General features: G+C 47.4%; 10 protein-coding genes. 8 read left to right on the forward strand and 2 right to left on the reverse strand.

The features are described from left to right. Positions 1 to 655 precede the first annotated feature (655 nt). The 6 genes from EV146_RS04940 (at position 656) to EV146_RS04965 (ending at position 6,702) form a co-directional block, all read left to right on the forward strand. Positions 656 to 2,338, forward strand: a complete 1,683-nt coding sequence (locus EV146_RS04940) for a sigma-54-dependent Fis family transcriptional regulator (protein WP_132002783.1) — start codon at positions 656 to 658, stop codon at positions 2,336 to 2,338. Positions 2,339 to 2,512: 174 nt separating this feature from the next. Next, positions 2,513 to 3,505 carry a 2-keto-3-deoxygluconate permease gene (locus EV146_RS04945; RefSeq protein ID WP_132002786.1) on the forward strand — a complete coding sequence of 331 codons (993 nt, stop codon included), beginning with the start codon at positions 2,513 to 2,515 and terminating at the stop codon, positions 3,503 to 3,505. A gap of 14 nt (positions 3,506 to 3,519) precedes the next feature. Beyond that, positions 3,520 to 4,827 carry a four-carbon acid sugar kinase family protein gene (locus EV146_RS04950; protein WP_132002789.1) on the forward strand — a complete coding sequence of 436 codons (1,308 nt, stop codon included), beginning with the start codon at positions 3,520 to 3,522 and terminating at the stop codon, positions 4,825 to 4,827. Beyond that, on the forward strand, positions 4,814 to 5,818 hold the full coding sequence (pdxA, locus tag EV146_RS04955) for a 4-hydroxythreonine-4-phosphate dehydrogenase PdxA (protein ID WP_132002792.1): 1,005 nt from the start codon (positions 4,814 to 4,816) through the stop codon (positions 5,816 to 5,818). Before EV146_RS04950 ends, pdxA begins: the two co-directional genes overlap by 14 nt. A gap of 207 nt (positions 5,819 to 6,025) precedes the next feature. Beyond that, on the forward strand, positions 6,026 to 6,166 hold the full coding sequence (locus tag EV146_RS27420; protein WP_162990177.1) for a hypothetical protein: 141 nt from the start codon (positions 6,026 to 6,028) through the stop codon (positions 6,164 to 6,166). A 329-nt stretch (positions 6,167 to 6,495) separates the two neighbouring features. Then, on the forward strand, positions 6,496 to 6,702 hold the full coding sequence (locus tag EV146_RS04965; RefSeq protein WP_132002799.1) for a hypothetical protein: 207 nt from the start codon (positions 6,496 to 6,498) through the stop codon (positions 6,700 to 6,702). A gap of 99 nt (positions 6,703 to 6,801) precedes the next feature. Here the strand turns inward: EV146_RS04965 and EV146_RS04970 are convergent, their stop codons facing one another. Next, positions 6,802 to 8,745: a DUF2207 domain-containing protein gene (locus tag EV146_RS04970; RefSeq protein WP_241993834.1), complete on the reverse strand. Its 1,944-nt coding sequence runs from the start codon at positions 8,743 to 8,745 to the stop codon at positions 6,802 to 6,804. A gap of 263 nt (positions 8,746 to 9,008) precedes the next feature. Further along, the gene (locus tag EV146_RS04975) at positions 9,009 to 9,965 is read right to left on the reverse strand and encodes a nuclease-related domain-containing protein (RefSeq protein ID WP_132002805.1); all 957 of its coding nucleotides are present in this window, start codon (positions 9,963 to 9,965) and stop codon (positions 9,009 to 9,011) included. A gap of 1,438 nt (positions 9,966 to 11,403) precedes the next feature. Here EV146_RS04975 and EV146_RS04980 point away from each other — a divergent pair. Beyond that, positions 11,404 to 13,323, forward strand: coding sequence for a PTS mannitol transporter subunit IICBA (locus tag EV146_RS04980; protein WP_132002808.1), 1,920 nt, complete (start codon positions 11,404 to 11,406; stop codon positions 13,321 to 13,323). A 90-nt stretch (positions 13,324 to 13,413) separates the two neighbouring features. Beyond that, a complete protein-coding gene (locus EV146_RS04985) occupies positions 13,414 to 15,513 on the forward strand; it encodes a BglG family transcription antiterminator (RefSeq protein ID WP_132002812.1) in 2,100 nt (699 codons plus the stop codon). Positions 15,514 to 15,517 lie beyond the last annotated feature (4 nt).

The following is a 15,517-nucleotide window of genomic DNA, read 5'->3' on the forward strand; positions in this document are numbered from 1 at the left end:
GGATGTATGCATCGATTCCTCGAAGTTATGCATCAATCATTTTGATTTATGCATCGATCATTTGATTTTATTAAAAAACCGGTGACAGGCCGGTGAAAAGGGGTTGATTTCTACCTAAAAGATGACTTCTTACTAGAAAGTACATTAAAAGTAACCAGGATACCATTTTAAAACTGTCCAGATAAAGATCTGAATCAGTTTATTGTTCAATGAAAAGGATTTATGCATCGATTTTTCGAAGTTATGCATCGATCATTTTGGTTTATAAATCGATCATTTGATTTTATTGAAAAACCGGTGACAAGCCGGTGACAACGGTCGTTTTAAAAGTGAATCCGTCATTCGATAAACGCTGCTGCATCAAGGAGAGTTTAATCAAACGTTTGATCAAGATCCATAAAGGCTCTGCTAATTAGCCCTTGTGTTTAATAGATTTTGCTGGGCCGCGGCCATGGGTAAATAAGCAAACCTGGCCCTCCAAAGAAAATGAATAATGACAAAAATTAGGTATACCCATCCTTTGCTGATGTCATGATGATAGAACGGGATCACCGATTAACGAACAGGATAAAAGGGTTTGCCTGGGAATCCAAAATTGCGATTTTTACACTGGTGTGCTATGTATGTAGGGAGAAGAAAGAACGGGTGATCAGAGATGAAGATTAAGGTTTTATTTATTGCGCCGTACCCGGCATTGACAGTTTTGGCGGAAGAGTGCGGGCGGGAAGTCGAGGATATGGAGATTGATGTGAAGGTTGCGAACCTCGAAGCAGCGATCCCCATTGCGCAAAGCGCCGAACAAGATGGCTATGACGTCATTATCAGCCGCGGCGGAACGGCAAGGCTTATGGAGGAGGAAACCAGCCTGCCGATCATCGACGTTCATGTATCGGGCTATGATATGCTGCGGGTGCTGACGTTGGCGAACGACTTTCCGGGGAAAAAAGCGATCGTGGGCTTTTCGAACATAACGCTTGGGGCAAAAACGATTACCGACATCCTGGATTTTCCGACCGAGGTGTTTACCGTTGAGGTGGCGGAAGAAGTAGAACCCTTGGTCCGCCGTCTAAAAGAGGAAGGTTTCCACGTAATCATGGGAGATGTTGTCACCGTAAATGCAGCCGACCGGCACGGGCTCGAGGGGATTTTGATCCAGTCGGGACGGGAAGCGATTTTTGATGCGTTTGACCGGGTTCGGACTACCTATGCGTTCAATCAAAAGACCCGGAGTGAAATTGAACTGCTGAAAGCTGTGCTGGCTGAGACCTCGCCAGATTTTATCGTCTTTAATTCCGGCGGGGAAATTGTGTTTGAGCAATGGAAGGCTGTTTCTCCGGAGGGGATAGAGACATGGAAGCTTGCTGAAGGCATTGGCACGGGACCTTTGGCGCCAATAATGCTGGAATCAGCCAATGGTGACCGGTTGAAAGCTGATCCTAAAAAAATCACCGTCAGGAATGAAGAGTATCATCTTCTTTCTTTCATGAAGCTTGAGGGCGGGCTGGAAAGAGCAGCAGCCAAGCTGGAGGCCGTCCGGCAGCTTCCGATGCTGATTCGTGAAAGCACGGCGATGAAAGAGTGTATTAGCAGTGTCGAGGCTAATTTGCCTAAATCCAGGTGGATGCTGATCGGCGAGAAAGGAACGGGCAAAAGACAGCTGGCGCGTTATATTCATTATGCAAAGCAGCAGGGGAAGGGCTTGTTTGCCGAAATGGCAGCTGGGGACTTTATTGACGGCAGCCCAGGCGTGGAGGAGGAAATTCAGACCCTCTACATCCATGGAACTGAGGAACTGAATTCTGGCGGGACTGTGAAGCTGCTGGAAAAGGCTGAGGCGTTGAGGGGAATTGACCTGATCATCTCGCTGGAGAAGGAAGAGAGCACTCTGCATTCCCTCTTCTATGCTGAAGACACTGCGAGAATTTATCTTCCGCCGCTTCGGAACAGGGTTCAGGATATTCGGACGCTTGCTGCATATTTTATTGCGGATTCTCACCAGCAGCGCGGCACCTCGCCGATCAAGATCAAAGAGGAGGCGGTCGCACTGCTGGAAGCCTACTCCTGGCCGGGGAATGTAGCGGAGCTAAAGGCACTCGTCCAGGATGCGGCAGCCTTGGAAAAGGGATATGTATTAGGGAAAGAAAAAATAGAAACACTTCTAAAGGATAAGACGCCAGCTTCCGGAACGGCACCGGGTGTATTTTTACAAGGCTCCCTTGAAGAAATTGAAAAGCGGATCATCCTTGCCGTGTTGGAACAGGAAGACGGAAACCAGACGAGAGTGGCGAAGCGGTTGGGAATGAACCGTTCCACTTTATGGCGCAAGCTGAAAGACTAATTTCAGCTTGCTTTTTTATTGTTTAAAAATGCAACACAACGTCGTTAGAAAAAACTGGTTGAGAACTTTTTTGAAAAAAGTATTGCAAATTGAAACCGTTTTTATTAATATAAAACCTGTAAGCGATAACAAAATCGTTTAAATTTGAAACAACATCAAAGGAGATGCTAAAATATGAAAATCAAGGCAGGTTTAGAAAGAATTCCAGGAGGAATGATGGTTGTTCCGTTGCTTCTTGCAGCAACGCTTAATACATTTGCACCAAACTTGCTTCGAATCGGCAATTTTACCGAGGCCTTGTTTGTAAACGGTGCCAGCACGCTGATTGCTTTGTTCCTTTTATGTACAGGTGCACAGATTAATTTAAAATCGTTCGGTGTTTCTTTAGGAAAAGGTGCGACATTGCTTGCGACCAAGTGGATTGTTGGTGCAGCAGTTGGTCTGATTGCCTATATGTTTGCCGGCAGCGATGGTTTATGGCTTGGGCTTGCTCCAATTGCCGTGATTGCCGCCATGACAAACAGCAACGGCGGATTGTTCGTTGCCCTTGTCGGCCAGTACGGAAGCAAAGAAGACCGTGCGGCATACTCACTGCTTGCTCTTAACGATGGACCATTCCTGACAATGGTGGCCCTATCAATCTTTGGTGCAATGGGCTTCGTAAACGGAATGTTCTCAGTACAGTCTTTTATCGCAGTTCTTCTTCCGATTTTAGTAGGTATGGTTCTTGGTAATCTTGATGAAGACATGCGCACATTCCTTGATAATGGAAGCGCTATGCTGATTCCGTTCTTCGCTTTTGCCCTTGGTATGGGAATTGACTTTGGAGCCATCGTAGAAGGCGGCCTGACAGGTATTCTTTTAGGGGTCTTGACTGTGTTTGTAACTGGTACAGCAGGGTACTTCCTATTCAAAGCCCTTGGCTGGAACCCGATTGTTGGGGCGGCTGAAGGATCAACAGCAGGAAATGCAGTCGCAACACCAGCAGCCATTGCAGCAGCGAATGCGAGCTTTGCGGCTTATGCCGAGCTGGCAACGGTTCAGGTAGCGGCGTCTACCGTGACAACGGCGATTCTTTTGCCGCTTTATGTTGCCTTCCTGGTAAAGCGGCTGGAGAAAAAAGGGTATCAATTTAAACAGGGGAACATTACAAAAGTAAGCGGTTAAAGGTGGGGAAATCAATGTCAGAGAAAATCGGAATCATTGCAGACGATTTAACAGGCTCTAATGATTCAGGTGTTCAGTTAGCGAAAAAAGGGTTTGCCTCCACAGTTGTGATGGATGTTCAAAAGAAGAGTGCCAGCGGGGAAGCGGATGTCCTGGTCATTGATACCGACAGCCGTGCTGTTCCCGGGGAGCAGGCATATGAGGCAGTTTCCAAAGCTGCTTCCCTTCTTTTTAACCAGGGGTATCCCCATGTATATAAAAAAGTGGACTCAACACTTAGAGGAAATATAGCATCGGAGCTTGCCGCACTGGTTGAGGTATACCGTCCGGATGCGGTTGCAGTGGCTCCGGCGTTTCCGAAGCTCAACAGGACAACTTTGAACGGACATCACTATGTAAACGGCAAATTGATTACTGAGACAGAGTTTGGCCGGGACCCGAAAACGCCTGTGACGGAAAGCTTTATTCCGGCGCTTTTAAAGGAAGCTGTCCAGGAGGAGATCGTACTTTTGGACGCAGCGGTCTTACGAGGTTCTTTGGAAGATGTCATTGCTTTTATTGAGGAAAAAGTGGCGGCGGGGCAGAAATGGTTTGTCTGTGATGCTGAGACGGAGTCGGATCTGGAGCGAATTGCCTCTGCGTTTGCGGGAACCGGAAAATCGGTTGTCTGGGCAGGCTCCGGCGGCTTAGTGGAATACTTGCCGGAAGCGCTGGACATCCAGCCTGATGATAAAAGAGAAGATGATAAAATTGTTATTGATAAAACGCTGATTGTGTCAGGAAGCTTGTCACAGGTAACGAAAAATCAGCTTGATAGGTTAAAAGATTTCAGGGAAGTCCAGTTCATTGAAATCAATCCAGTGGATCTGGTGAATAATACTCTCGATTACGCCTCATTGATTGTACAGGGGAAAGAGAATAAATCCGCAAAACAGCTGGTCGTCTATGTTGAAAGCTCTGATGAAAATCGGATAGCGGCAAGTGCTGCCGGAAAAACGCTTGGGATGGACGCAAACGAGGTAAGCGAGGCGATTGCTTCCGGGCTGGGCAGAGCAGCAACAGCTATTTTAAAAGAAGAGACAGAAATCAACGGATTGATTTTAACCGGCGGAGATACTGCCAAGGCTGTGTGCTCTGAGCTTGGTGTCTGCGAAATGTCGCTGCATTCCGAGGTGGAGCCAGGGCTGCCTTTTGGCCAGATTGCCTCCGGAAACAGGGCGTATTGGGCTGTGACCAAAGCCGGCGGATTCGGAACGGAAAACTCACTGGTACATGCAGTGAAATATATGACAGGAAAGGTTGAGCAATATGAATCAAAATAAGCCAGTAGTCGGGATTACCATGGGAGATGCAGCAGGGGTTGGGCCTGAGATTATTTTAAAAAGCCTGGCGTACGAGGAAATGTACCAGATCAGCGCACCGCTTGTGATCGGCGACAGCAAAATCCTGGAACGTGCAAAAAGCTTTGTGAACAGCGAATTGGTGATCAAGTCCGTTTCGGCGGAGGAACTGGATCAGGTTTCCTACCAGTTTGGAACCGTTCATTGCCTTGACCTGAATCTGCTGCCATCCGATCTTCCGGTGGGACAGGTATCCCCGGATGCCGGGCATGCGGCATTCGAATACTTACGTACAGCCATCGAGCTTGCGAAGGAGCAAAAAATTGATGCGATCTGTACGGCTCCATTGAACAAGGAAGCTCTTCAAAAAGGCGGCCATAAATATCCCGGCCACACCGAAATCCTTGCTGACTTGACGGATACCGAGGATTTCTCCATGATGCTTTCGGCTCCAAATCTTAAAGTTATCCATGTGACAACTCACGTGGGAATTATTGATGCCGTGAAGATGATTAATCCTGAACGGGTGTACCATGTGATCAAGCTGGCCCACGAAACGCTCGAAAAAGCAGGGATTTCTTCTCCGAAAATTGCGGTTTGCGGCATCAATCCCCATGCAGGCGAGAGCGGCCTGTTTGGCTACGGCGAAGAGGAAGAAAAAGTCATTCCTGGTGTGGAAAAAGCACAGGCAGAGGGAATCAACGCGGTTGGCCCGCTGCCGGCTGATACTCTGTTCTTCCGAGCAGTCCGCGGTGACTTTGATATCGTTGTCGCGATGTACCACGATCAGGGACACGGGCCAGTCAAAGTCCTGGGACTCGATGCTGGTGTAAACATCACCGTCGGACTTCCGATCATCCGCACAAGCGTTGACCACGGAACCGCCTTCGACATCGCCGGAAAAGGAATTGCCGACGAAAAAAGCCTGATGGAGGCCATGAGGCAGGCCGTCGAACTCGCTCCAAAAAAGTAAGGGCTGTTAGTAAAAACAGCGGCCTGGCCTGACAGTTACTTTAACACAACAAAGGGTGCCTGACCCGCAGCGCTTTAAAGCGCCGCAGGGTCAGGCTTTTTTTATTGGGGTGAATTTGGGTTTCGGAATGGTGTTGAATAGGAAGTTGGATGAGGTCTCAAACTATGGTATAGCGCTGTTTATTTTTTTACGGAAAGGGGGATGGGCATGGAACCTTATAAGAATTTTCCCGTCGCTCATTTGAGTGATGACCAGCTTGAGAAAATTGACATGCTGGAGAGGGAGCTTCGGCAGGAGACGAATGAAAATATTGTATTGATCGCGTATGATGAGGCAAACGAAAAGTAAGGAATTTCTCTGCCGGGGATAAGCAGAAAACAAAAACAGCTGGGAATCCCAGCTGTTTTTTGTGTGTGCTTTATCTTTGCGGATAGGTTGCTTTTGTACCACGCTTTGCCATCATCTTTCGGACAATAGGGTAGATAATGGGAGCCAGCCTAATGAGCGTTCTAATCAGTTTTGACATGATGATCCCTCCCTGGGTGTGGCTAGTCCTATAGTTCCCGGTTTTTATTTGTATCAAACATGCAGGGGACAGAGGAAGCGTGACGGCAGGCAGCCAAATTTTGGGTAAAGAAAGGTGACGGCCCTCTGAACCGCGTTCTGGTGAACAACATGTGTTCATTAATCTTTTTCAACAGCGGATTGCCTCTATTTCACACATCCTGCTTGAGAACAAGTTTCTGGGAAAAAGGGAGGCCCGCTATTCCAGCCAATATATTGGTACAGGCTTTGGGTCACGGGAATACGCAGGAGTACTCCTTCTTCCGCTTCAACAACATCATCCTTTTAAAACTAGAACCAGCAGCAGGTGCAAGTTTTAAAGGAACATAAGCCGTTTTCTTCGCATGGAGGGACGGTTAGCTCATCATACTCTCAAACCGGACAACGATCACTATTTTATAGCATGCTTCCGGTTCAGGCTAATCAGCGCCGCCCCCGCCGCCGCTGTCACCCCCGCCGCCACTGTCTCCGCCTGAATAACCGCCGTCACTGGAAGAGGACGAAGAGCTGCCTGGCGGGACACTCCACTTCCATGAGTTGGTTAGGAACTGTCCCGGTTCCTGGCCGGATGCCATCAGGTAGGTAAGGGGCGCAGCTGCAGCCTCATCACGGTTAGGGAATATCTTCTCGCTCGCCGATTTCCTTGCCTTGTTTCTGAACAGCAAGAGGGCGCGGATCATCCACTTATCCTGATCTTCGCTTGGAATGCCGGCTGGAATTCCTTCTGTTTTCAGCCGTTTTTTAAACGCCCGGATGTCGGCTTTTACCTGCTGGGCTTCTTCTGACAGGCTCATTCTTGGGGTCAGAGCGTATAGCAATGCAGCCAGGAAGCTTGAGAAGATCAGAAGCACAAGCACTTCTTCGTCATAGAGCATGAGGCCGGCGACGAAAGATACGATGAAGAACAGGACAGCAGGAAGCCGATTGGAGGGATTCGTCCAGCCCCAGGTGAGGAAGAATCCTGCTAAAAAGGTATAGACTACAAGGGCGGCTGTGGTTCTGGAATCAATCACATAAGCATAAAGGGTGCCTAGGTACAGGGTAAGCATCAGAATTCTCCCCAGCCAGACAAACAGGGTGCTCCTCATCATTCCTGTTTCCTTAATCTCTCTGAGTACACAGGAGAACCATTCTTTCTCTTTTTTCTTGAACAGCTTATATTTGGAATGGTATTTATTTAAATGCTGGGTATTGTTCCGCTCCAGTTTTGTGGCGCCGGCAGCATCACTCATGAAGAAGGAGTTCCTTCCATTCTTGCCCTTTCGTGTAAAAAGCCAGGAGGCAAGGCGCTGTTCACAGTCGTTCAAGCTGCTTTCCGGGACACTTAAGGTAAAATAAAGCGTCTCATCCGGGGAATCGGGGTCTTTCTCGAACCTGCTTGTGGTTCGCTCGGTTCGGACGGTGGCAAGTCCCTTTTCGACCAGAGAATACAGGCCGGCGATGAATCCATAATGGTCCTGCCTGCCGAGCCGGTCAACAAGATACAGCTGGAGCGGGTCTGCCTGAAGCAGATCTTCAGGGCGGCTGGCGCCTTTCAGCCTTCCAAGAAATTGCCTGATCAGCATCCAAAGGCATCCCAGGGCAAGGAGACCGGAAAACCAGAGGAGAACATTTCTGAAATTCTTTAATTGTTCTTTCTTTGCCGCAGCCTTTTCCGCGCGTTCATCCTCCGCCGCAAGCACTTCTTTCAGCGGCAGCGGTTCCTTTGATTTTTCCTGGGCAGTCATGATGCCTGACGGGAACAGCAGCCGGGTTTCCGTTAGGGAATACATCAAGGAGCCTGGCGTATAAAACCGGACAACACTTGCTTCTTTCCTCTGCACTTTTCCCTCGCGGTCGTGAAAATAAGCAAAATAGCTGTTGGGCTCCAGTTCCTCAGGGAACACAAAATCAATGGTGACCTTCAGGAGGTCTTGGTCGTGGTTGTCCCCGGTCCCAAAGAAAGGCACAGTCAGGTCACTGTAGGACTGGTAGGACTTCACTGCGTTTTTTAATTCATAAAAGTAAAAGATGGATTTGGTTCCGTCTTCAACCGGAAAGGATGCCCGGTAGGTGTTGCCTTCCTGAGTAACCGAAAGCGGGCGCAAATCCTGCATGTCAATAAAGCCCAGCTTCGCATCGGGATTCAGCAATTCATAGGCTTCAAACTGGCTGACACCGTTATGGTTCGCTTTGTGAATCGAACGCCTCACACTGTCATACTCCCCGTCAAAGCTATAAGTAAAGATCTCATTCACCAGCAAATCCCCATCAGGCTGGATCCAGGCCCTGATCTTTACCTCATCAACCGAATACGATTTCGCCTCAGCCGCCGATGTAAAAGTAAAAGCAGAAGCAGCCAAGCAAAAAAGAAGCAGTTTCATCAATCGAATAAACAAACAATCTCCCCCAAAAACATAACAATTTCTATAATATGTATTATTTTACCATATCTAAGCAAATTTTTGGGGTGGAAGGGAAGAAATAAGCACAGGGCTGCTTTAATCCACTAAACGGTGCCTGGCCCGCAGTGCTTTAAAGTGGTAAAGAGGTTTGGAATTGACAAAAATGCGGTGGTGGTATCACCGGCTGCGGGTCTAAGCTCGTCCTAGCGGTCTACTTACTGGGTAACCCTGATGCTTCTGAGCTATTTTTGAAAGTAGACTCTTGCTTTTTTATCACCTTCATAAGGAAGATTCATGGAGGTGAGCAATCTTCGCGCTTTCTGGATGGATGTGATGTGAAGGAATTGGCGGAGCCTGGAATTGGTGAGATTGGGGCTGATGAGGAGAAAATAGTCTTGTACGGCCTGGGTGTGGGCGTCTCTGGAATGAGTCCCATACGATGAACATTTCCAAAATGCTTTAAGAGGAATCATGGGGATGGCGCGGCAGTGAGGGCACTGGACCCCTGTCGCGATGTCCTTCTCGGTCAAGGCAAATTCATTGAGAATATCAATTTGAATGGGACAATGAAGTTTTAAAAAAAGCTTGCTGAGTTTCTTAAGGGTCTTTGCGTCCAATTGGTCCTGTTTGCATAAATTCTCCAGGCGCTGGATAAATTCAGGGAGGCTTGAGACGGGCTGGATCCTTCTCCGAATTTCGGGTTGATTTCTTTCCACTTTGATAATAGAAGAAGGCTGGCTGATGACGACAACATAGTCAATGGGCAGAGGTGGGAAATGGTGGGCATCCAGCCATTTTTGAAGACTTCTTTTATGATATTGTGCCTGAGCGATTGGGTCCGGGAAACCCTCTTCCTTGTTGTTCATGGTTCGGATAAGCTGACCTTGATCATCAAATAACAAGGTTCCAGAGATGTTTTTCGTTTCAATAATGAGGGCAAATCGGGAAGTGAGGATCAGGAAGTCAATTTGGAAGAAGTGTTCCCCGTTCGCGAGGCGCAAATCATGGAAGATCAAATAAGAAGTTTCTTCAAGAGTAGATAGAAAGTAATAAACATTCTTTTCGCCGATGTATCCAGCGTTCCTTTTGGCCCATTCAGCCTGAACAACAGTTGTTTTGGGGTGGTCAGTCATCAGCCGGTTTTTTAAAGCTTCCAACGATTCCAGAATCATTGGTATTTGGAGTGGTTTTATAATCAAAGGTATCCTCCTTTCAGATATCAAAGGGATATTCGCCGATTACACTTTCAAAACCTGCGCTTGGATGTGATTACTTTTTACAGTTTTGTGACTTGTGAATTGAGATATTTGATTTAATGCAGCGAAGCGTTGGGTTTATTGAAAAACCTGTGTCAAGGGTGTGACAAGGGTCCCGATTTTGACAAGATGAGAAGTTGGTCAGGTCCATATTTAGTATTATGGATGATTTACGAAGAATTCCGCCTCGATACTTACGGTTTATTGAAAAACCTGTGTCCAAGCTGTGACACATGGCCTAATTTAGGTGGGTTTCAAGTAGGCAGTACCCTGCCAAGAGTTTTATGCATCGATTATTTGGATTTATAGATTGATTCTCAGAAGTTATGCATAGATCATCCGAGTTTAAGCATAGATTCCTGGAGTTTATTAAAAAACCGGGGTCCAAGAGGTGACAAGGGTCCTGATTTTGACAAGATGAGAAGGTGACCGGGTCTGTGCTAAAGTATGATGCATGTTTCCGAAGGTTTTCTGCGTTGGTTAATGGAGTTTATTGAAAAAAATGTGTCCAGGCGGTAGCAAAATGGACTAGTTTAGGCAGAAGCCAGATAGGGCGCCCCTGCCGATTACTGTTATGCATCGATTATTTGGATTTATAGATTGATTCTCCCGATTTATGCATTGATCATTTGAATTTATGCATCGATTCTTTCGGTTTATTGAAAAACCCGTGTCCAGGGTGTGACAAGGGTCCCGATTTGGACAGGATCAGAAGTTGATCGGGTCCATGTTTAGTGTTATGCATAGATCATCCGAGTTTATGCATAGATTCCTGGCGTTTATTGAAAAACCTGTGTCTAAGCTGTGAAGAGGGTCTTGATTTGGACAGGATCTCAAGTGGTCCAGGTCCGCTATTTGGTTTTATGTAGCGTCGAGATCCAGCAGCCAGCCCAGCGATCGCCCACTCAACCCACCTGAGCAAGACTAACCCCTTCCCAAACCTATGCTGAAAATCTGGTTACGTCCTATTCCGCTCAGGGTAAACAACCCTATAAAGGAGGACCCCGCCGCATCGCGGTGAAATAGCCAGAGCCAGGGAGGATAATTATCAACAAGTGTTTCCTGAAATGAATGAAACAACGCAGCAGAGCCCGAAGCTTAGCAGACCACATCCAGACCAGACAACGTACCAACGCTTGTCAAATAATGCGCCTCGTTCACACCATAGAGTTCTACATCATTTTTACCCTCACCAGCACCATGCAACCCAGATAAGCCCAATGTTCATGCATCGTTACCGAGCAGGATAATCCTTTATTTTTTGAGAAACACTAATTTTGTCGCACCGCCGAAGACAAAGTTAGGTTTCGACTTTGTTGAGTCCTGCGGCAGAGTACTTTAGGATTAGAAAAGTACTATACATTTGAAAGGATGAGTGCAAATGGCTCAGTCTAACATAAAAGTAGCTGTTCAGAAGTTTGGTAACTTCCTTAGCTCCATGGTGATGCCGAATATTTCAGCATTTATCGCCTGGGGTTTGATTACGGCTTTATTTATACCTACTGGTTTCATTCCAAATGAAAGCCTTGCCAAAATGGTCTCGCCAATGGTGACGTACTTGCTGCCGATCCTGATTGGATATTCCGGCGGTAAGCTTGTGCACGATCAGCGCGGAGCTGTTGTTGGTGCGATTGCGACCATGGGGGTCATCGCGGGTGCAGATATCCCGATGTTCCTTGGCGCGATGGTCATTGGTCCGCTTGGCGGATGGGTGATCAAGAAATTCGACCAGATGATCGAAGGAAAAGTTCGCGCTGGTTTTGAAATGCTTGTCAACAATTTCTCTGCAGGGATTCTTGGTGCGATCCTCGCAATCCTTGCTTTCCTTGGTGTCGGCCCGGTCATCGACGCTTTCACTGGCTGGCTTGTAGCCGGTGTTGACTGGCTGGTTGGAACAGGGTTGCTTCCATTGACAAGCATCCTGATTGAACCGGCAAAAGTTCTGTTCCTGAACAATGCCATCAACCACGGCGTGCTTTCGCCGATTGGTGTCGAGCAGGTAAAAGAAACAGGCCAATCCATCCTGTTCCTGCTTGAAGCTAACCCTGGACCAGGTATCGGTGTCCTGCTTGCCTACATGTTCTTTGGAAAAGGCGCTGCTAAGAAGTCTGCACCTGGTGCGGGAATCATTCACTTCTTCGGCGGTATTCATGAAATTTACTTCCCGTATATCCTGATGCGTCCAATGCTTTTCCTTGCCGTGATCCTTGGCGGAATGAGCGGCGTATTCACATTGGTTCTTTTAGGCGGCGGATTATTCGCTCCTTCTTCACCGGGAAGTATCCTTGCCATCACGGCTGTCACACCACACCATGCTGGTGCCTATATTGCTAACTTTGCAGGTGTGATCGTGGCTGCGGCTGTCTCCTTCATTGTCTCTGCCTTCATTTTAAAAACAGGAAAGCAGGGCGAAGAAGATATTGAAGCAGCAACTAAAAAAATGCAGGAGATGAAAGGCAAGAAGAGCTCTGTGGCTGGTGCCATCACGGCTGACCAGGGAGCAATGCCAGACAATGTCTCTAAAATCATCTTTGCCTGCGACGCGGGCATGGGATCAAGTGCAATGGGTGCCTCCCTTCTTCGTAAAAAAGTAAAAGAAGCCGGCATGGATATTTCTGTTACCAATATGGCCATTTCAAATCTGCCTGGTGATGCACAAATCGTTATCACCCAGGAGGAACTGACTCCGAGAGCGAAGAATAAAGTGCCAAATGCGTACCACATTTCGGTCGATAACTTCCTGTCCAGCCCTGAGTACGATAAGCTGATCAGCGAGCTGAAGTTCCCGGCCAATTCACAGCTTCACGAGATAGTGGAGGATGCGGATGATAATGGTACGGAGAATCACGAACAGGATAAAGAAACAGCCCATGAGGATGACTTGCTCCGTCCGGAAAATGTCTTCCTGAACAAGGAATTTACCAATAAGGATGAAGCAATCCGCTTCGCCGGCAGAGCCCTTGTCGATGCAGGCTATGTGGAAGAAAGCTATATTGAAGCAATGATTGAACGGGACAATATGACGTCCACCTATATGGGGAATGATGTTGCCATCCCGCATGGCACCGAGGAAGCCAAGAAGGCTGTCATCAAGTCCGGATTCACCGTGCTTCAGGTTCCAAATGGTGTTGATTTCGATGGCCAGAAAGTGCGCCTGATTTTCGGTATCGCCGGAAAAGACGGCACTCACCTTGAAATTCTGTCCGGAATTGCCGTAACCTGCTCGGAGATGGAAAATATCGAGAAAATGGCTGGAGCTAAAACAGCCCAGGAAATCATCGATATCATCGGCAAGAAGTAATTACATTACCTTTAAGAATAGAAAAGCGTGGTAACTGCGCTTTTCTATTCATTATTTTCTAGTCATTTCACCCAGGAATGAGAGGATCCCATGTATATTACCTCGCGGGAAAAAGCGATTATTGAACTGATCATAAAAACATCAGGAAAGCATACAGCCCTGTCGATCGCATCTTCTTTAAATGTTAGTGCCAGGACCGTCCAAAGGGATTTAAAGGCAGTCGAAAAGATCATCAAGGAATTTGATCTTGAGCTTACGCGCACCAGCAATCAGGGTCTTGCCATTGAGGGAAGGAACGAACAAATCTTCCGGCTGATCCAGCATATCACCTCGAGCGAACCGATTGACCAGCCGCCTCAGGAAAAACGGCTGCGGCTTTTATTGGCCATCCTTGAGGAGGAATTATATAAAGCCCAGGTACTGGCAAACTATCTTGGCATCTCAGCCGCTACATTAACGGCTTACCTGGATGAGCTTGCCCATTGGCTAAAGCATTTTCAGCTGCAGCTGACGAGAAAAAGAGGCGTCGGAGTCGAACTTCATGGCACCGAGGCAAACAAGCGAAGGGCGCTTGCACACTTTTTCCTGCAATATTTTCATGAGGACCTGATTGAAAAGCTGTTTTTACTGGAAAGAGGAAAGCTGTCTGAAGAAAGAATCCTTCATTACTTTGTTCCGGACGAACTGCAGGAAGTGAATGCCCTGGTTAACAGTGCTTTTAGCGGTGCGAATGCCCGTCTTGCCGACACAGGTTATTTAGAAATGGTTTTACATACGTATATCACGCTGCAGAGAGCAGAGGCACAATTTTATCTGGAGGGAGATGCAAGCCTTCCGGAGGGGGAAATTGCCAGTGAGTATGCAGTGATGCAGAGGATAGGCAAGGAGCTTGAGCGGAAATTCGACGCAGCCTTTTCAGACATGGACATCCTGTTTCTAGCGCGGATCCTTAAAGGAACAAAGCTTCGGGGAGCAGAGGGTGTTCCGTATGACAGCATTGTCCTCGCACAAATGATCAAAAACGTCATCCAGTCCGTTTCCGCCCAGCTGCATGTCGATTTAACAAGCGATTTTTCTTTATTTCAAGGGCTGCTTGCCCATATGGAACCATCCTTGTTCCGGATCAAGCAGAAAATGGATTCGTTTAATCCCCTTAAAGAGGAAATCAAACGGAAGTATCCGGTCCTGTTCATGGCAGTGAAAAACAGTGTGGAAGAGGAGTTTAAGGAAATCGACCATTTTCCTGATGATGAAATTGCTTTTATGGTTCTTCATTTTGGATCCGCCCTGGTGATGCGCGAAGAGAATTTGCCCATAAAAGCACTGGTCATCTGTCCAACGGGAATCGGGACCTCAAAGATGCTGGCCAGCAGGATTAAAAAAGAAATATCGGAAATCGATGCAATTGAGATTAAATCCATCAAGGAGATCACCGGGCAGGTGGACCTCAAAGCTTACGACCTGATTCTGTCCACCGTCCGCCTTCCATTTATGAATGCAGAGTATATCCTGGTGAATCCGCTCCTGAGTGAAGAAAACATCACGACGATTAAAACTTTTTTACAGAATAATATCGAACGCCTTACTCAAGGCAAGCATTATCAAAAAAATTCGCAGAACGAGGAACCGGCTTCTTCAGTCAAGCAAAACGCAGCATTGGCGGATTTGCTTGGAGATCTTAGGGACGTGCAGCACAGCATCGAGGCGATTATCGATAATTTCCGTTTTTACCGGATGGAGCAGTGGGGAGCTCAGGAAGAAATCCTGGAAAACATGCTCCTGAAGGCGGAAGCGGAGAACCTGCTGACAAATCCGCCTCATGTGCTTAATTCTCTCAGGGAGCGGGAAAAGAAGGGCGGACTCGGGATTCCGGAGACAAATATCGCCCTTTTCCATGCCAGGAACGAGCATGTGCGCGACCTGATCTTCCAGATTGCCCATTTGCCGGATCCATGCCTGGTAAAAGGGATGGACGGAAACGAAGTGCTGATGAAGAACCTTCTGCTCATGCTGGCTCCGGCGGAACTGACCCAAAGGCAGCAGGAAATCTTAAGTTTGATCAGCACCAACATCATTGACAGTGATGAAGCGATCCTGGTTTTTTCTTCCGGAAATGAGGAAATGATTTATAAGAAGCTGGAATCTATTTTTGCAGAGTATCTTCAATCAAATTTTAAAATAAACCGATAAAGGA

Source organism: Mesobacillus foraminis, assembly GCF_004340465.1.
GTDB lineage: Bacteria > Bacillota > Bacilli > Bacillales > Cytobacillaceae > Mesobacillus_B > Mesobacillus_B foraminis.